The sequence below is a fragment of the Anoxybacillus sp. FSL W8-1294 genome (genome assembly GCF_037965005.1).
GTDB lineage: Bacteria > Bacillota > Bacilli > Bacillales > Anoxybacillaceae > Anoxybacillus > Anoxybacillus flavithermus_G.
Window position 1 is genome coordinate 348,010 of the sequence record NZ_CP150179.1, and the last position, 16,836, is coordinate 364,845.

The window sequence follows — 16,836 nt, forward strand, 5'->3', positions numbered from 1 at the left end:
ATAATTTTTTGCGGTATGATGGTGTGTAGAGGTGATTGAAGATGATTCGAACATATAAGGTCATGTTTCTTTCCAACAATAAGCAAAAAAAGAAGCTGTATATAACCTTACGGGGGAGGCGCAAGAAAGCCCCCGTCTTTAGACAAGGGGATGAATTGCGTATTTTTTTGATAAATTTATTAGATGTGTTTATTTTATCTATTTTTTATGGTATATTTAGTATAGAGGTGATTGTTTTTGGAAAACGAAAAATACACCCATAAAAAAGGGATTGTTTATCTCAATCAATATCATATTGTGTTTTGTCCAAAATACCGTAGAAAAGTGTTAGTTGGAGATATTGAACGAGATTTAAAAAAAATTTTTGAAGAAGTTGCCAAAGAACATGATGTACAAATCAAAGCAATGGAAATTATGCCTGATCATGTTCATTTGTTCATTTCTTTTGACCCTCGTCAACATTTGCACAAAATTATACAAGCGTTTAAAGGGAAAAGCAGTCGAATATTAAGGGAGAAATATCCTTCGTTAAAAAGCAGACTACCGTCGCTATGGACACGAAGTTATTTTTGTTGTACTGTCGGCTATATTTCAGAAGAAGCGGTTAAACAATATATCGAAAATCAAAAGAACGTATAAAGGAAGTGGTGTCGTTGGCGAAAACAAAAACCAAAAGTTATGTGCTGACGTTGAAACTCAAAACAGAACTATGGCAGGCGTACATATTAGAGAAACGTTTTGAAATTGGCAGAAAAATATACAACGCTTGTTTGGGCGAATTGCTGAAACGGCATAAAAAACTACAACATGATAAGCAGTATCGTCATCTAGCCCAACAACCAAAATCAAAAGAAAGAAACAACTTGCTAAATGAGTTATATCGTCAGTACGGAATCAATGAATACGCTATGCACGATTTTGTTAAGCCAATGCAACACCATTTCAAGAAACACATCGACTCACACACCGCACAAAAAATCGCTACGAGAGCATGGATGGCAATGGAAAAACTCATCTTTGGTAATGCAAAAAAAGTGTCTTTTAAGAAATACAACGATATGGATTCATTAGAAGGAAAAACAAATAGCACAGGCATCCGTTTCGAAAACAAACATTTGCTTTGGAATGGTTTATCTATTCCTGTTATAATTCACCCAAACGACATATATACACATCTGGCTCTACAAGACCGTATAAAATATTGTCGCATCGTCCGTAGACGAATTAGAGGAAAAATCAAGTATTTTCTTCAACTCACTCTTGAAGGTGTACCACCAAAGAAAATAAACCGCCAAACAGGAGAAATAAAACATCCAATAGGGCGAGGCGATGTTGGTATCGACATAGGAACACAAACCGTCGCTATTTGCTCGATGAATAATGTCAAGTTGCTTATTCTTGCGCCGAGTGTCGAAAACATAGAAAAGCAAAAGCGAGTTCTTCAACGAAAATTGGATCGTCAAAGACGGGCGAATAATCCGCACAAATACAATGAAGATGGGACAATAAAAAAAGACAACAAGGAAAAATGGGTTTGGAGTAAAAATTATCTCAAAACGAGAAATCAGTTAGCAGAATTACAAAGAAAAATGGCAGATAAACGGAAACAAGATCATCAACGGCTTGCCAATTGGATCATCGCATTAGGTCATCATATCCAAGTAGAAAAAATGAATTTCAGAGCACTTCAAGCAAAGGCAAAAGAAACAAAAGTCGATGCCAACGGAAAATATAAAAAGAAAAAACGATTTGGAAAAAGTATTGCGAATCGTGCACCAAGTTTGTTTTTAAACATACTGAATCAAAAACTGCAATATGAAGGCTATTCCCTTCAATACATCGACACATTTCGCGTCAAGGCAAGTCAATACGACCACCAAAACGATGAGTACAACAAGAAAACACTTTCCCAACGATGGCATGAAGTAGACGGACATAGAGTGCAACGAGATTTATACAGCGCATTTTTAATCATGAATGTGAAAGACAATCGAAAAGAAATAGATAGACAAAAATGTTTAGAGAGATGGGATCAATTTATTCGACTGCATGATGAAGAAATCAAACGACTTCGTCTTCATCCATATGTCGTAAGTAGTATGGGAATTTAAATGATAAAAAGCGTCTTGAACCGGGCGCACAGGGCGATAAGCACCAGTAAGGTGTTTGCCCATGAAAGTCTTGTGGAACAAGGGTGAGTTCTACACGCAGGTGTACGAGAAACCCTTTTGTACACAAGAACCCCGTGGCTTTAGCCATCGGGAGGTTCAGTTTAGCACAACAATCTGGGGACTTAAAAAAGGTGGCAAATTTTTAAATGATGGGGAAATAAGAAAAAGACTAACGAAGTTGAAACAAACGAGTACACATGGCTTAATCAATACTCGAACAACATCACAAAACAAGGGATTAAAAACGCGACAACCGCCTATCAAAACTTTTTTGAAGGATAAGTAAAATGTCCGCAGTTTAAAAAACGAAAGAAACGGACGAGATCAAGTAGAAAGGCGGAAAAACTGGACTGTCAATCTTATTGTACTAACGGCAACATTGTTTTCAAATTAGAGCAACGATTTTTCCTGACTAATTTGTAACGCTTTTTCTATACAATCTGCCGTTTCAAATAGAGCGCGAAATCGCTATGCCTATATTCTTCAAGGGCAGAAAGCATGATTTGATGAACCGTTTCTGCATCTTCCACATGAGCTAGACGAATCATACCATCTTCTATCATATGTATCTACAATTTTGTTAAAATATTGTTAATTTGTTCTAAAGTATAATATAATCTTAAACAAAGTTCATTTTCAGGATAGAAGGGGAACTATGGAGAATATAAAAAAACTACATCCGATCAGCGTAACAATTATTATCGGAACATTATTTGCAAGAATGGCGATGTTTATGACCATTCCGTTTTTAGCCATTTATTTAACGAGCGTAAAAGGCGTCAGCGCTTCGTTGGCAGGGGCAATTATTGGGATTAGTTCGATTGTAGGACTGTTTGGTGGTTTTTTTGGCGGGTATGTTTCCGATCGATACGGGCGAGAGAAAGTGATGAAAATTTCTCTTTTGATGTGGACGTTCGTGTTTATTGGTTTTGCGACAGCGGAGAGCGTTTGGACGTTTTTTCTATTAAATGCGTTAAACGGCTTATGTCGTTCGTTTTTTGAACCTTCGTCGCGAGCGTTGTTGTCGCAAGTGACAAAACAAGAAAATAAATTGCTTGTGTTTAACTTGCGATATGCAGCAATTAATGTAGGGGCGGCGATTGGTCCGTTAGTAGGGTTGAAAATCGGCAGTTCGTCATCAACAGCCGCTTTTTTTATTACCGCTTTTGTTTATTTTCTTTACTTCATTTTGCTCGTCGCTCTTTTTTCAAACGATACGATTGACCAAAACGATAGCGATACATCCGAACATGTAACACTTCGCAATGCTGTCAACGTATTAAGGAACGACCGTGTGTTTTTATTTGCTGTAACCGGGATGATTCTCGGTGTCACAGGGTATTCGCAGTTTAATTCAACCATTCCGCAATATTTGTCGCAATATCAGGATGGTGTACAGCTCTTTTCTTATTTAATCGTCTTTAATGCCATTACTGTACTCATTATACAGTATCCTGTTTCAAGAATTGGCAAGCGGTATTCTCCATTGACGTCGATTATGTTCGGCATTGTTGCGGTGTCATTCGGACTTTTCGGATTTGGTTTATTTACTGCTGTGCCGATGTTATTCCTTTCTATGTTTATTTTAACAGTAGGAGAGGTGATGATGTTTTCAATGGTCGACATATTTATTGACCAAATTGCACCTCAACAGATGAAAGGATTATATTTTGGTTCTATCGGTTTTACGGCCATAGGTAACGCCATTGGTCCTTGGATTGGAGGATTGATGCTTGAACATCTCGGTTATGGAAATCACATCATTATTTTTAGCTTATTAGCTCTATGTACATCAGTCGGTTTCCCCGTCTTCTTATATGTTGGTCGGTTAATGAAGGCGACAAAACGACATATGGAGTATAGTTTGTAACCGTTTATTACTTTTGTATACGAGGGGGAATGGAGAATGAAAAAATTGTTGGCGATCTTTAGTTTACTGATCGCGGCTCTGCTCGCTGGGATGTTTTTTTACCAAAAAAACGATTTTAAGAAAAAGATCGATTCCTCTTTATATATACGAGAAGGCGTTACAGACGTTGAAAAAGCGGTGAGCAAGGCTGTTAAAGAACATGGAAAGTCTTATCGACAGGGAGAATATATTGCCGAAGGACACATCATTCTCGACACAGAACAAAGAGGGAATGAAGTGGACGTATATGCTATTGTGAGTGTTGGCGTATTTGAATTCCAAGACGGCTTATTTACAGTTGTATCTGGTAGTGGGGCGATTCCGACTGTGATGACATTTTCAAAGGATGAGTACGGGCAGTACAAACTTGTCTCATACGAAGAGCCGCTCGATGGAGAAGCGTATGTGGAGTCAATTAAGAAAATGTTTCCGAAAATATATCACTCGAAGGTGTTATATGCAGATAAATATTATGATGAACTTGTTAAGCAACAAGAAAGACAGGTGCAGGAGTATTTAAAAAAGATTGGTCGGCATGCAAAAGTGAGCCTATCTTATGTGGAAAAGCAACCGCTTAACATTTCGGTACAAGCGATGAATCATTTTCTTCATATGCTTAGTAGCGACTCATTTTTGAACCAATGTCCCGATTGGCTAGGGACGCGTGAAGCGGTGGAACAAGGTGTGAGATACGTGTATGAAACGTCTCAAAGTAAAACAAATGACGGTCAAGATGTCATTGTCTTAAGGAAGATGAAAGAAGACGGAACAATGATCGAAATAAGAAAATATGTCGTTGAGGAAAATCAATTGAAACGTATACAGTAATAAGAAAAGCAATCCCGTCACTAGGATTGCTTTTCATATTCTCTCTTCAACTCTTTATACCAGAGCGAGTGGCGTTCTTTTACATATTCTTCATCCACATAGCCTGTAAACATACCTGGCAATAGTTTGCGATTTTCTTTGACGATAAATGCGGCTAAATGCATAATGACACCGAAGATGACCATGACTGTTGCCAAGTTGTGTAACTGTGCGCCCCAAAATAAAATTCCGTTTGTTGGTTGTACGCCCATGATGTTCTTTATGACTTTAATGACGCCTGTAACAATGACAAGGCCGATTGACACAACGAAATATAAGTAGGCGATTCGTTGTTCAGGCAAATATTTTTCGCTCGGTGGCTCTTTTTGTTTTAAAAGCATCGCTTTCAAAATAAGGTAAGAGCCTTTTACATCTCCTTTTTTTGTCCAAATGTCAAACTCTTTTTTTATCACATGGTAAACGACATGATACGTTGTAAAGAAAAGGAGAGTTGCAGCGAAAAAGTAATGCACCCATAATGTTACCTCATACGATGTGAGCCATTTTGTGCCGAACGGTTGAATGATTAAATAGCGACCGTATACCGGCATTTGGCCAATACCTGTAATGATCAGCATAATAATGGAAATGGCAATTCCCCAATGGACAAAGCGATTTGGAAGTGGTTGACGGTAAATTTTATTTTTCTTCTTTTGATTCATGACGCTCTCCCCCTTCCTTTTTCTTCTGTCCGGATAATACTTTATAAGCGGTGATGCCAGCTGCGGCTGCACCAGCGATCGGAGCGATAAGCGTAGCTAGCATATATCCGTGCGTTGTTTCTAACATATTTTCGACTTCAGGCTTCATATGTGGACGACCGAAACGAGTGTCGTTTTCTTCTTGTTTTTTCGTTTCAATCGCTTCGTTAATTTTATCAAACGGCACGTCTGAGACGTACAGTGTTAACGTACCACTATTTTCAACGTCGCCATAAATGAAGCCACCGATTTCTTTTGCGCGCTCATACGCTTTTTTGCGAATTTGTTCGTACGGACCGAACTCAATTGCTCCTTTCGGACAGGCAGTTTCGCAAGCCGGGCTTTTTCCTTCCTCAAGTAAATCGGCACACATGTCGCATTTGTACATGACTCCCCCACCAGCTAACTCAGGAGCTAGTTTCAAATATAACCCGACACCTGCTTGGCGCTGTGGGATGTCCCAAGGGCAAACTGTTCGGCATTTCGCTCCACCCATACAGAAGTTTTCGTCAATTTTTACCGCCCAGTGTTTCGTTTTCTCGATGACTCCAAACGGACAAAGTTTTTGACATGGTGCATCGAGACATACATCGTCTTGGGATGGCAACTTCTTTCGTTTCGCCATTCCAGTTTACTTGCACTTTTTCAACGTATGTCCAGTTGTAAGGAGTGAGACGGTCTGTGCGGTCTTTTTCGTTGGACCAATCTTCATGTTTTTTCCGAGGCCAATAGTCTTTGATTGGTTTTTGCGGTTGTGGAAAACGATGTTCGTTTTTTTGTCTACAAGCTGTGACGCATAGGGGGGTGTCGTAAGCTGCACAACCATCACATTTTGTTAAGTCAATAAGCGAACCAATTAACGTATTTTCATCTGACTTGTCCGTTTGTGCATACCCGGGTGTTTTTGTCGCAAGCAATATTCCAGCTGTTGCGCCAGCGACTGTTGATCATTTTAAAAATGTCCGTCGGCTTATTTTTTCACTCATTATCCAAACCTCCTTATTTATATACCCTAATAGGTATTTTGATAAAGACCGTTTCGCTTGAAAAGAAGAAAAGAGATATCTTTTTTGACAGATTTGTGACAAAGAAGTACATAAGCTGGAATGACAACATGCAGGAAGCCTCTCGCTGTCTTTTTATATACTTAAAGTAAAATTTCGATCGGTTGCAACATTTTTGTTTGTTCAGTTGTATATGAAGTGAAAGGAGGTCGTTTCTTTGTGCACAAAAGAACAAATCCAACTCGCTATGGATGAATATGGGAATATGGTGTTGCGCCTAGCGTATATGTATATGAAAAACCAACATGATGCGGAAGACGTATTTCAAGATGTACTTAATTAAGTTATATGAACATATGGACCGAATACAAAATGGAGAGCATATGAAGGCATGGCTCATACGAGTGACAGTTAATGTATGTAAAAATAAGTTAAAATCATTTACGCATCGAAAAATGGATGTATATGAGGAATGGATTCATTTCCCATTTGTTGATCATCGCGATCGCTTTGAAGTTATGTTAGCGGTAACATCGCTACCAGTCAAATATCGAGAAGTCGTCCACTTGTTTTATTACGAAGGATATCAGACGAAAGAAATTGCTCAACTGTTGAAGAAGAGAGAAAGTACCGTTCGCTCGTTGCTTGCACGTGCGCGAGAGATGTTAAAAAACAAATTGAAAGGGGAGTATGATTTTGCGTGAGCGATATAAAAAAGAGATGGAACATATTGTCGTGACGGAGCAATTGAAAAATAAAGTAATGGCTGAGATTGAAAAAAAGGGAATAAGCGAAAATCGTTTCGTCTAGCGTACGTTGCTGTTGTTGCGGCGGGTGTACTATTGGCGGTCAGCTTGCATGCGGCGCAGCCTACTAGAGATGAAGCGCAACAAGAAATCATGATGGAACATGGGAAGGGGGAGGATATGGCGAAAATGGAGACGGCAATATATGATACGTATTTAGTCATTCATGACGTGACGTATGATCCAAACGATCAAAAGCTCCATTTTTCAGTTACAAATAAAAGTGATGGTGTTATTTCATTTGGATATGCGTATACGATCGAAAAGTACGATGAGAAAAAACAGGCATGGTTGTCGACAACGTTAACGAACGATCTCGCATTTATTGAAATGCTTGCATTAATTGATAAGGGACAAACGGTGAAGGATGGGATCGATTTTTCGTTGTTAAATCAACCGTTAACAAATGGGAAATATCGTACAGTACGCACGTATTATACGGATACAGCCCATCTAACTGGATATATTGAATTTGATGTTGTCGATCAAAAGCTAACAAACTTCCGTTTGAGTCAAGACTTTGTGGGAGATTTTTTTCTCGACCGATTTTTTGGTTATATATGGTTTTATAAAATCGTTATATGTAAGCGCTTTTACTTACTCTCATCCTGTAGGTATGTGCGTTTTCTCTCGTTTTAAAAACCTTTCAATGCTTGCAATGCCTCGTAAATCGGTGTCCCTGAAGATTGGCGAAGGTATGGGATGTTATCTCGTACCACTTCTGTCATTTGCGTTTGCACGCGCTTCAGTGCCTTTTTCACGATCGTTTCTCGTTTCGTTTCTTCTCGTTCTTCCACGCCATACATCACTCCATCGCGTGTCCGAATGAGTAACGTATCTTTTATCGCGACGATCGCTCGCAACATCGCTTCAATCCCTGCATCCCTCCAACTTCGACCGTTTTTACTTCGTTTCGCAAACACATGCATCGTTGCTTCCGCACTCCCCATCGCCCTCATGTTTGTCGTGTCAATCCCTTTTTCCTTCAACCATACGCGATAGTCACGCAAACATCCTGGCATCTCCTCGATCCGACGAACAAGCGCCTCGAGTTGCTTTTCCTTCTCCTCATGTTCTAACGTACCGATGGCACTTGTGAGTTCTCGTAACACGCCTTCTTCATCCCATGATGCTAACTTCTTTCGAATCACCCGATATCTCGCATGACCTCGGAACAATTGACGAATCTCTCTTGCCACATGGAACCGATCAAGCTGAAAGTACCCCCTGTCCCCGAAATATTCTCGACACGCTGTAATCCATGGGGCTCCATCTCCATTGATGACCACCCAATCCTCAAACGGATCATAGCTGTATTCCTTCATCAGAAAATTCTCTACAGCTTCCCAAATCGGTTCATTCGTTTGATGAACCATATACCGTCGATTCACTAAGGATACGCGTTTCCCGTTTTTCTCCCATCCTTGGTGAATCGTGATGATCTTTTCTTCTTTTCCTTTGATGCGGCTTCGTTGACGTTTCACGTACAACCCGTCTGCTTCGATAAAAAACACGCGCCCTTTTTTCTCCATCGCACGGTGCCCTTCCACCTCTGCCTCGATGATGGACTGGCGAATCGTTTCGTGACTCATACATGCATACCCCACCAGCTTTTCAAGCGACTGCGCAGCCTGTCGATACGAAGAACCCGTCACGGCGAGATGAATCGCTGTCTCCTCTAATAGCGGACTCACTCCATGCGCCCCATCGAACTGAAGAAAGACATCGAGTAAAGACGTATACACCTTTTTTTCACGGTCAAAGTAGTAGTTTCGCTTCACTTCCACCTCTCCAAATAGCGTTTGGAGTCGGATCGTCCGCTTATCTTTGAGCGCATATCGTTTCTTGTCCCGCTGTTCTGCCAATGTGCGGTCGATCTCCTCCAACACCTGTTGAAGGAGATGACCATATTGTTTTTGCATATGTCTAAATAAAGACTGTTCGATCTCTTTTAATGTCAAGCCGTTTGTGATATAATCCTGCATGGGCTCCACTCCTTTCTTTGGTTGTATTTTTTTCGCACTTACTACCTTACCAGGAGGAGAGCCCGTTTTTCATCTATTTTGCTTACATATCTGACAGGTTCCTTATTATACCAAATCAGGAACCTGTCTTTTTTTCTCCCACAAACATTTTACTCATACCAAACTTCCAATCGTATATTGAGGCGAAACCATTTGAAACGAGCGAAAATCAAGATGTAAAACTGACATGCGAGAGGGACCAACGCTTTTCTGTTTATAGTAGCTATAACCGCCTTGTTTCAACGCGGACGGGACGCCAAGGGTTGCACATATATCCGATGTATGAAGGGGAAGAACAAGTGAATTTCTCGATGGAAGCGGATGTCGGCACGTTGTTCGTTGATAAAATGACTGATGATGCGTTAGCGATATATGAGGCTGAGCGACCTGTATCTTCTGATGAACAAATGATTGCCGAATCGATGCCACTCGATAGTGGTCAAATTGAAGCTATTCAAGGATATGCAGGTCCAAAAAGTGTTGTTTTTGAATGGGGAACGAGTTAGCGTTGAGCCATCGGTCGTTTATTGGGAGCCGGATGAAACGAACGAGAAAGAGGAAGTGAAAGTGAAGGTGACTGTGACACACGCACATACAAACGAATGGATGGGGATATTTTATGTCGTTATCGTTCGAAAGGGGGACGAATATATGTTAGGACATATCGAATAAACGAGGGGAGGTTCCCTCGTTTATTTTGTTAAAATGAAACGAATGCTAGAAATGGCTGCCTCATGTTCAAGAGAGCGATGCGAAAGAAGAGTCAATAGTTGCTCATGGGTGTCGATTTTACTTTCTAGCTTTTTGACGATTTCATTTGTCTCAAGTACAGCTTGTTGGATAAGCATGAAGTCTTGCTTTGTTGCCATATGATCTTTGACTTCTTGTAGCTCTTGTTTTGTTGCCATATTAGCTTTGACTTTCTCAAGTTCTGCTTTGACTTCTTGCAGTTCCTGCTTTGTTGCCATATTAGCTTTGACTTTCTCAAGTTCTGCTTTGATTTCTGAAAGTTCTTGCTTCGTTACCATATTTGTTTCCATTTTTTCAAGCTTGTCCAAAATTTGTAGCAATGTACGCTCCATATTTATATCCCTCCTTTCGTTTGGAAAAGTAGAAAGGGAAACAGCTATGTGGCATGTCGGGTGTTAAGAAGAGGTTTTGTTTGTGTGGTAGTGTAGGTGAAGACCGTTCCCCGATATCTATTATAAATCATAAAGACAGGGATCGGAATAAGAAAATATGCGCTCTTTATTTTCATTTTCTCTATATATGATGTATTGTAGTAAGGAGATACGATGATGGGGTGACACGGGCATATGTTATGGAAAGAGGCAGAACAATTTATCACGTTATGTTATACAGAGTTAGGAAAAAGCGATGATGAAATATATGAGCGGTTGCAACAAGTGAAACGAGAAATTGAACAAACCGGTACGTATGAACATACATATGAAGAGCTTGAGCACGGGGCGCGCATGGCATGGCGCAATAGCAATCGGTGCATCGGGCGCCTGTTTTGGCAAACGCTTCATGTGTTTGATGCACGCACCATTGAACGAGAAGAAGATATAGCAGAGCGGCTATTTGACCATATCATGTTTGCGACAAATGGTGGGAAAATCCGGCCGACCATTACTATTTTTCGTCCGGAGCGTGTGCGTATTTGGAATCATCAGCTTATTCGCTATGCCGGATACGAGACAGAGCATGGGGTCATCGGTGATTCATCGTCCATTTCATTCACGAAAGCGTGTGAACAGCTAGGATGGAGAGGGGATCGAACGCACTTTGATATTTTACCGCTTGTCATCCAAGTCGATGGTCGCGAGCCGAAGTTATTTCCGATTCCAAAGGATATTGTGCTGGAAGTGCCGATTGAACATCCGACGTTTTCGTGGTTTCGTGATTTACAGCTTAAATGGTATGCTGTTCCAATTATTTCAGATATGTGTTTAGAAATCGGAGGCATACGCTATACGGCAGCTCCGTTTAATGGATGGTACATGGGGACGGAAATTGGTGCGCGCAATTTTGCTGACGATTACCGATACAACATGCTTCCGAAAATTGCTTCATGCATGGGGCTTGATAAGTCAAGAAATAGTACATTATGGAAAGATCGGGCGCTTGTTGAATTAAATATCGCTGTTCTATACTCATATAAAAAAGCAGGGGTAAGTATTGTCGATCATCATACAGCGGCTCAGCAGTTTAAACGTTTTGAACAGCAAGAGCAAGAAGCAGGAAGGAAAGTAACGGGCAGTTGGACTTGGCTTATTCCACCACTATCCCCAGCGACGACGCACATTTTTCACCAATATTATGATAATACAATTGTAAAACCGAATTATTTTTACCAAGAACGTCCTTATGAAAGGCACCGTCATTGATGCGATGTTTTTTTATATGGATATATTCCTAATTTTCAGAATAATACTTACTATATTCTTATTTTTTTGATATATTTATAGAAAAAAGAAGAAGGGGGAAGGTTGTGTGGATTTCATCGAGCAACTCAAAATGGAAGAACTGAGGAAGAAAAATTTTTTCTTGTTTCTTATTTACACGCTTAGTGCAGTAACAGGTGTAGTCGGGCTTATTTTGATTGGAGAGAAAGTTGAGAAGATTGCCTTTTATGGTGGCAGTCTTGTTCTAAATGCCCTCGTGTATATGGCGTTAAAAAAGATGAAAAAGTACGAACACATCTATCCATATTTTATTATTTTTATATTATTTTCTGCGACATTAGGTAGTTTATTTACGACAGGGGGAAGTTTAGGAACGATCGCACTCGCTTTTTGTTTAGTTGTGTTATCTGTATTGCATTTGAATCGCACGTTGTTTGTAACAGGACTTCTGCTTGGCATTATCATTTTAGTTGTCGGTGCACTTGTTCCATCTTCTTTTCAGCAAGTATTTCAAAAGACAGGACATACGGTTTTTATTGTTTATGTGGTGATCGGTATCGCGCTTTCTGTGCTGCTATATCTAAGCCGTAAGCAATTTCATCAACTTGTTGAACACGTTGGGCAGGCGCACGAGGAAAAAGAAAAACAAACAGCAAGAAGACATGAGCTCGAACAACAAGTAAAGCATATTATTGAAAACGTCGAACATATTCACCAAAAAGTACTTCAAAATGTGCAAGCGCAAGAAGAAATGAAAGAAGCGATTCGTCAAGCTGCGGTAGCGGGTCAGGCGCAGAGCGAGCAAGTCATCGATATACACAATGAAGTAGCGGAAGCGAAAGCGATGGGTGAGCAAATTTATGAAACGTCTAAACAATTAAAGGAGCATTCCTCGCAATCGAGCGAGATGGCGCAAGCGGGCATACAAAAAATGCATTTGTTATTGATGCATACAGAAAAGTTTCACGAAGTCATTCATGCCACAAGGGCAACATTAAATGCGTTAACGAGCAAAATTGCGAGTACAAATGAGTTAACAAAAAAAATTAATCAAATTACAAATCAGACGAACTTATTGGCATTAAATGCGACAATCGAGGCAGCACGCGCAGGGGAATATGGAAAAGGATTTGCGGTTGTCGCTGAAGAAATTCGCAAGCTAGCTGTGTTGACGGAGGAGACGACACAACAAATCGTTCACAATTTGTCAGAAGTGAATGAAAGCAATAATGAGTTGCTGGAGCGGATGGATGAAACGAGCGAACAACTGACAAAAAATGAGACGTTGACAAGTGAAGTCAACGCTTACTTCGAAAAGCTATATCAATCGCTAACTTACTTACAAGAGCAGCTATCACACTTTTTTATCATTAGCGAAAAGTTAGAGAAACAAGGAGAAAAAATGGACCGTTCCATCAGCGATTTTTCAGTTTTCATTCAACAATCAAGCGCTTCGCTTGAAGAGGTGAGTGCAACAGTAGAACATTTAAAAGATGCGAATGAACAAATGGCAGCGTATGTAACAGAAACAGCCCATCGTGCCGCGGCCATTCAACAACAAATGATATAAACAAAAAGCACCTCCATCATCCCCATGTTACATACATTATATATCGGAAAAATGCGGGGGGAAAATGAAAAAATCATGAAAAAAAGCAGGGAACATTCCCTGCTTTACTGTCGAGAGCAAGCACTCCGCGTCGAAAAGACGTTCGGCATGAAGTGCTCGCCTTCGCATTATAATCGTTTAGCGCCAACAAAACGTTGTTTCCAGTAAGATTGGTGAATCGAGTCTACTTTAACTCCTTTGGACGTAGCATGAATCATACGATTTTTTCCAATATAAATGGCAACGTGTGAGATTCCTTTATGTTTCGATGTTTTGAAAAATAGTAAGTCTCCCGGTGCTAATTGGTTCAGAGAAACAGGACGCCCTTTCGTATACATCGCGCTAGAAGAACGTGGAAGCGATACACCTATTTTTTTATATGTATAGCTAACAAAACCAGAGCAGTCAAATCCTTTCGGTGTCGTTCCTCCTGCACGGTACGGTGTGCCAATAACTTTATGTGCTTCAGCGATAAGCGTTTTAGCTGAGAAGGCAGCTTCTGTTTTGAAAGGGTTTGCAAAAAACGTGAAACATAGCAACATGAAGAGAGCGGTAGTGACCAGAACTTTTTTCATTGCTTGAACCTCCAAAAGACTTGTTCCATGGACGAGTACATTATAGCAAAAAAGATGTCGAAAAATTGTTACATAGCCATTAAATTATGTTACAAATACATTACAACGATCGGTTTTTGTAAAAATAGAGAGAGAATTTAACATATATGTCGGAATACAAAAGTTGAATGTAGACGAGCTTCGCGATAAGATAGGGGAGAAGTACATTGAAAAAGGGGAACTGTAATGGGTGATTGGATCATTTCGTCAGAAGCGATTGTCGCTTTGTTAAAAATTATTGCGATCGATATTATTTTATCTGGGGATAACGCCATTGTGATTGCGATGGCTACACGTCGGTTGCCAGAAAAACAACGCAATCGAGCCATTTTATTTGGTACAGCTGGAGCGGTTATTTTACGCGTATTATTTGCCGCAGTCATTGTATTGTTATTACAAATTCCGTTCGTCCATCTTGCCGGGGGATTATTGTTGCTTTGGATTGCATATAAAGTGTTAATTAACGAGGAAGAGGAAGCAAATGTACAAGCGGCAGATCGGTTATGGAAAGCCGTTTGGACCATTATCGTTGCCGATGCTATCATGAGTTTAGATAACGTCGTTGCGATTGCTGGTGCATCTGGTGGGCATATTGGCATGATTGCTTTTGGTGTCGCGATCAGCATTCCGATTATGATTTTCGGATCAAAGGCCATTGTGTTGGCGATGGAAAAATATAAGTGGATTCCGTACGTTGGCTCAGGTGTTTTAGCATGGACAGCAGGGGAAATGTTATTAAAGGATGAACAGTTACAAAAATGGATCGCTGTTTCACATGGTTCGCAATCGCTCGTATTTCTTATTGTTGTCACCGCATTGATTTTACTAGCGGGCTATGTGAAAAATAAAAAGATCGATAAGCGAAAAATAGCATAAAAAATTTCATGCATGCACGTATAAAATCAAAAATAACGGTCATAATGGATAATGCTAAGTGTATTCCCCCGATCCCCCTGTGAATATACTTGAAAAGGGCTATCTCCACGACGAGATAGCCCGATTTTTTTAAATGAACAAGTTTAATCCTGCTTCTTCTGCATCGCCTAAATATGTTGCGACGCCACCAATTTCGATTCCGTCAATTAATTCTTCCTTTTTCATGCCCATAATGTCCATCGACATCGAGCAAGCGACGAGTTTTACACCTGCAGCCATGGCGTTTTTCATTAATGTTTCAATATCGTCTACATGTTTTTTCTCCATGACGTATTGAATCATTTTTCGTCCCATGCCTGCCATGTTCATTTTTGATAACGGGAGGTCGTCAACTACCCCCACTTAGCTAACGCTTGAAGTGAGGGCTTGCAACTCCCCAGAAGTGCAAACGGACTTCGTCCTCCTTCCTTGACTTGGGGTTGCATCAGGGGCAGGTTGACGACTACCCAACGACATAGGTCATGCCTATATCGCTACCGAGTGGCTCGGCATGTCTGTAGGCAGTACTTGACTTCCACGCACAACAGACGGATGTACGCTCGATGTTTTACGGTTGCAACGTTTCCTGCAACCAACTCCCTACATCGAGTAACGGGGATTGGAGTGCCTTGATTCAACGGTTTTCTCCACATTCTTATTCTATCATATACAAAAGAAAGGAGGAAGGGCGATTCCTCCCCGACTTTCGCTCTCGCTTAGAAGTCGGGGTCTCCTCGCCAAAGATGATGAAGTCGCTTGCGCAATTGTCCGAGTGGGATGTTGATTGAGTCCGGAATGAATCCCATATCGCGTTCGACTTCTTCACGCACATCCACAAAACACGCCCCGTTTTTGATTAATTCATGTTGTGAATTGTATCACAAGTAACTAAATAGATAAAGGGGTACTAGTATTTATTTGTGACGAATATGTTAATACTTTCTCCAAAAACGTCGTTGTATGTATTGATAAGATGTTTGTATAATTTTGTTGAAGAGAAAACTTGCACAAGGGTGGGAAGAAATATGCATCCAAGTGTAACGTTTTTAAACTTCGACGATACGTATACGTGGCAGCGAAATCTTCTTCGTTTTCCTCATGAATGGATCGATATGTATAACATAAACGGAACGAATTTATATTGCGATGACGATGCGATGCAAGAAATTGAAAAACGACTTGCATGCCGCCATACAAGAGGGATAACGTTTATCGGAAGCGGCAACTATCATTATGTTTCATATGCATTACTTAAGCAGTTTCATGAGCCGTTTACGCTCGTATTGTTTGACCATCATACAGATATGAACGAGCAAACGTTGTTTCCGCTTCTCTCGTGTGGCTCATGGGTATCATACGCTCAAAAACACGTTCCGACATTAAAACATGTTGTCATCATCGGTTCTGCAATTTCACACACATCTTCACAGGTCACGATCTTTCCAAAAAGCGATTTCATGTATGCACCAATGACGATTGTGCGCGCGATTCCGACAAAACATATATACATTAGCATTGACAAAGATGTGCTTCGCCCACAAGATGCCCAAACAAATTGGGATCAAGGGACGATGCCATTACAGACGCTCGTGACGTATATCGACCATCTTTATCGCTACAAGCACGTGCTCGGTGTTGATATATGCGGCGAAGATCGTTCGTTTTGTGCGAAAAACGAAAAAGCAAATGAAGCGATTATACGTGCATGTTTCAAACATATCTCGATATCATCGGCGTCTTAACATTTCTTAACATTTTGTGAACATGGTGAAAAAAGATAGATTTTTTCTTTTTATGGTATTATAATG

20 protein-coding genes and 2 pseudogenes are annotated in these 16,836 nt (G+C 40.4%); 14 read left to right on the forward strand and 8 right to left on the reverse strand.

Going from position 1 to position 16,836, the window contains the following annotated elements; all coding sequences use genetic code 11:
• The first annotated feature begins 237 nt into the window (after positions 1–237).
• From tnpA to NSQ23_RS01920, 5 genes and pseudogenes are all read left to right on the forward strand, one after another.
• Positions 238–639 carry an IS200/IS605 family transposase gene (gene tnpA, locus NSQ23_RS01900; RefSeq protein WP_033012039.1) on the forward strand — a complete coding sequence of 134 codons (402 nt, stop codon included), beginning with the start codon at positions 238–240 and terminating at the stop codon, positions 637–639.
• An 8-nt stretch (positions 640–647) separates the two neighbouring features.
• Positions 648–2,111 (forward strand): transposase, encoded by a 1,464-nt coding sequence (locus NSQ23_RS01905; RefSeq protein WP_231106986.1) that lies wholly within the window; start codon positions 648–650, stop codon positions 2,109–2,111.
• A gap of 184 nt (positions 2,112–2,295) precedes the next feature.
• A pseudogene (locus tag NSQ23_RS01910) lies at positions 2,296–2,450 on the forward strand (transposase); the annotation flags it as partial.
• Between the two features lie 376 nt (positions 2,451–2,826).
• On the forward strand, positions 2,827–4,041 hold the full coding sequence (locus NSQ23_RS01915) for an MFS transporter (RefSeq protein ID WP_339172551.1): 1,215 nt from the start codon (positions 2,827–2,829) through the stop codon (positions 4,039–4,041).
• Positions 4,042–4,077: 36 nt separating this feature from the next.
• Positions 4,078–4,908 carry a transcriptional regulator gene (locus NSQ23_RS01920; RefSeq protein ID WP_339172553.1) on the forward strand — a complete coding sequence of 277 codons (831 nt, stop codon included), beginning with the start codon at positions 4,078–4,080 and terminating at the stop codon, positions 4,906–4,908.
• Between the two features lie 20 nt (positions 4,909–4,928).
• Here NSQ23_RS01920 and NSQ23_RS01925 read toward each other — a convergent pair whose 3' ends face one another.
• The 3 genes from NSQ23_RS01925 to NSQ23_RS01935 are packed head-to-tail and all read right to left on the reverse strand — an operon-like array spanning position 4,929 to position 6,565.
• Complete coding sequence (locus NSQ23_RS01925; RefSeq protein WP_339172556.1) at positions 4,929–5,609, reverse strand: cytochrome b/b6 domain-containing protein; 681 nt, start codon at positions 5,607–5,609, stop codon at positions 4,929–4,931.
• Complete coding sequence (locus NSQ23_RS01930; RefSeq protein WP_339172559.1) at positions 5,587–6,273, reverse strand: 4Fe-4S dicluster domain-containing protein; 687 nt, start codon at positions 6,271–6,273, stop codon at positions 5,587–5,589. Before NSQ23_RS01930 ends, NSQ23_RS01925 begins: the two co-directional genes overlap by 23 nt.
• Entirely contained in the window at positions 6,158–6,565 is a 408-nt protein-coding gene (locus NSQ23_RS01935) for a hypothetical protein (protein ID WP_339174474.1), read from the reverse strand. The genes NSQ23_RS01930 and NSQ23_RS01935 overlap by 116 nt, the downstream gene beginning before the upstream one ends.
• A 304-nt stretch (positions 6,566–6,869) precedes the next feature.
• On the opposite strand from NSQ23_RS01935, the gene NSQ23_RS01940 reads away from it, so the two are divergent.
• From NSQ23_RS01940 to NSQ23_RS01950, 3 genes are all read left to right on the forward strand, one after another.
• Entirely contained in the window at positions 6,870–6,995 is a 126-nt protein-coding gene (locus NSQ23_RS01940; protein ID WP_339172561.1) for a sigma factor, read from the forward strand.
• A gap of 13 nt (positions 6,996–7,008) precedes the next feature.
• Positions 7,009–7,356, forward strand: coding sequence for a sigma-70 family RNA polymerase sigma factor (locus tag NSQ23_RS01945; RefSeq protein ID WP_339172563.1), 348 nt, complete (start codon positions 7,009–7,011; stop codon positions 7,354–7,356).
• A gap of 138 nt (positions 7,357–7,494) precedes the next feature.
• Positions 7,495–8,097, forward strand: coding sequence for an immunoglobulin-like domain-containing protein (locus NSQ23_RS01950; RefSeq protein WP_339172566.1), 603 nt, complete (start codon positions 7,495–7,497; stop codon positions 8,095–8,097).
• On the opposite strand, the gene NSQ23_RS01955 is transcribed toward NSQ23_RS01950, so the two are convergent.
• Positions 8,094–9,443 (reverse strand): ISLre2 family transposase, encoded by a 1,350-nt coding sequence (locus NSQ23_RS01955; protein ID WP_339172569.1) that lies wholly within the window; start codon positions 9,441–9,443, stop codon positions 8,094–8,096. The two genes, NSQ23_RS01950 and NSQ23_RS01955, sit on opposite strands and share 4 nt — an antisense overlap.
• Before the next feature lie 302 nt (positions 9,444–9,745).
• Between NSQ23_RS01955 and NSQ23_RS01960 the strand changes: the two genes are divergently transcribed.
• Both NSQ23_RS01960 and NSQ23_RS01965 read left to right on the forward strand, forming a co-directional pair.
• Positions 9,746–9,988, forward strand: a complete 243-nt coding sequence (locus tag NSQ23_RS01960; RefSeq protein ID WP_339172572.1) for a hypothetical protein — start codon at positions 9,746–9,748, stop codon at positions 9,986–9,988.
• On the forward strand, positions 9,960–10,154 hold the full coding sequence (locus tag NSQ23_RS01965) for a hypothetical protein (protein ID WP_339172576.1): 195 nt from the start codon (positions 9,960–9,962) through the stop codon (positions 10,152–10,154). The genes NSQ23_RS01960 and NSQ23_RS01965 overlap by 29 nt, the downstream gene beginning before the upstream one ends.
• A gap of 20 nt (positions 10,155–10,174) precedes the next feature.
• Here the strand turns inward: NSQ23_RS01965 and NSQ23_RS01970 are convergent, their stop codons facing one another.
• A complete protein-coding gene (locus tag NSQ23_RS01970) occupies positions 10,175–10,564 on the reverse strand; it encodes a hypothetical protein (RefSeq protein ID WP_339172578.1) in 390 nt (129 codons plus the stop codon).
• A gap of 234 nt (positions 10,565–10,798) precedes the next feature.
• Here NSQ23_RS01970 and NSQ23_RS01975 point away from each other — a divergent pair, with 234 nt between their 5' ends.
• The gene (locus tag NSQ23_RS01975; protein ID WP_339172580.1) at positions 10,799–11,872 is read left to right on the forward strand and encodes a nitric oxide synthase oxygenase; all 1,074 of its coding nucleotides are present in this window, start codon (positions 10,799–10,801) and stop codon (positions 11,870–11,872) included.
• A 106-nt stretch (positions 11,873–11,978) separates the two neighbouring features.
• Positions 11,979–13,460, forward strand: a complete 1,482-nt coding sequence (locus tag NSQ23_RS01980) for a methyl-accepting chemotaxis protein (RefSeq protein ID WP_339172583.1) — start codon at positions 11,979–11,981, stop codon at positions 13,458–13,460.
• Between the two features lie 167 nt (positions 13,461–13,627).
• Here the strand turns inward: NSQ23_RS01980 and NSQ23_RS01985 are convergent, their stop codons facing one another.
• Positions 13,628–14,074 carry a C40 family peptidase gene (locus NSQ23_RS01985; protein WP_339172586.1) on the reverse strand — a complete coding sequence of 149 codons (447 nt, stop codon included), beginning with the start codon at positions 14,072–14,074 and terminating at the stop codon, positions 13,628–13,630.
• 225 nt (positions 14,075–14,299) lie between these two features.
• Here NSQ23_RS01985 and NSQ23_RS01990 point away from each other — a divergent pair, with 225 nt between their 5' ends.
• Complete coding sequence (locus NSQ23_RS01990) at positions 14,300–14,989, forward strand: TerC family protein (RefSeq protein ID WP_339172588.1); 690 nt, start codon at positions 14,300–14,302, stop codon at positions 14,987–14,989.
• 129 nt (positions 14,990–15,118) lie between these two features.
• Here the strand turns inward: NSQ23_RS01990 and NSQ23_RS01995 are convergent.
• Both NSQ23_RS01995 and NSQ23_RS02000 read right to left on the reverse strand, forming a co-directional pair.
• Positions 15,119–15,376, reverse strand: a pseudogene (locus NSQ23_RS01995) (DsrE/DsrF/DrsH-like family protein); the annotation flags it as partial.
• A gap of 368 nt (positions 15,377–15,744) precedes the next feature.
• Positions 15,745–15,885: a rhodanese-like domain-containing protein gene (locus tag NSQ23_RS02000; protein WP_331199981.1), complete on the reverse strand. Its 141-nt coding sequence runs from the start codon at positions 15,883–15,885 to the stop codon at positions 15,745–15,747.
• Between the two features lie 168 nt (positions 15,886–16,053).
• Here NSQ23_RS02000 and NSQ23_RS02005 point away from each other — a divergent pair, with 168 nt between their 5' ends.
• The gene (locus NSQ23_RS02005) at positions 16,054–16,770 is read left to right on the forward strand and encodes an arginase family protein (protein WP_339172590.1); all 717 of its coding nucleotides are present in this window, start codon (positions 16,054–16,056) and stop codon (positions 16,768–16,770) included.
• The last annotated feature ends 66 nt before the right edge of the window (positions 16,771–16,836 follow it).

Coding starts and splice junctions, on each gene's coding strand:
- NSQ23_RS01985 (WP_339172586.1), bottom strand. CDS start 14,074: ATGAAAAAAGTTCTGGTCACTACCGCTCTCTTCATGTTGCTATGTTTC.
- NSQ23_RS01970 (WP_339172578.1), bottom strand. CDS start 10,564: ATGGAGCGTACATTGCTACAAATTTTGGACAAGCTTGAAAAAATGGAA.
- NSQ23_RS01925 (WP_339172556.1), bottom strand. CDS start 5,609: ATGAATCAAAAGAAGAAAAATAAAATTTACCGTCAACCACTTCCAAAT.
- NSQ23_RS02005 (WP_339172590.1), top strand. CDS start 16,054: ATGCATCCAAGTGTAACGTTTTTAAACTTCGACGATACGTATACGTGG.
- NSQ23_RS01945 (WP_339172563.1), top strand. CDS start 7,009: ATGGACCGAATACAAAATGGAGAGCATATGAAGGCATGGCTCATACGA.
- NSQ23_RS01955 (WP_339172569.1), bottom strand. CDS start 9,443: ATGCAGGATTATATCACAAACGGCTTGACATTAAAAGAGATCGAACAG.
- NSQ23_RS01920 (WP_339172553.1), top strand. CDS start 4,078: ATGAAAAAATTGTTGGCGATCTTTAGTTTACTGATCGCGGCTCTGCTC.
- NSQ23_RS01990 (WP_339172588.1), top strand. CDS start 14,300: ATGGGTGATTGGATCATTTCGTCAGAAGCGATTGTCGCTTTGTTAAAA.
- NSQ23_RS01915 (WP_339172551.1), top strand. CDS start 2,827: ATGGAGAATATAAAAAAACTACATCCGATCAGCGTAACAATTATTATC.
- NSQ23_RS01975 (WP_339172580.1), top strand. CDS start 10,799: ATGTTATGGAAAGAGGCAGAACAATTTATCACGTTATGTTATACAGAG.
- NSQ23_RS01930 (WP_339172559.1), bottom strand. CDS start 6,273: ATGGCGAAACGAAAGAAGTTGCCATCCCAAGACGATGTATGTCTCGAT.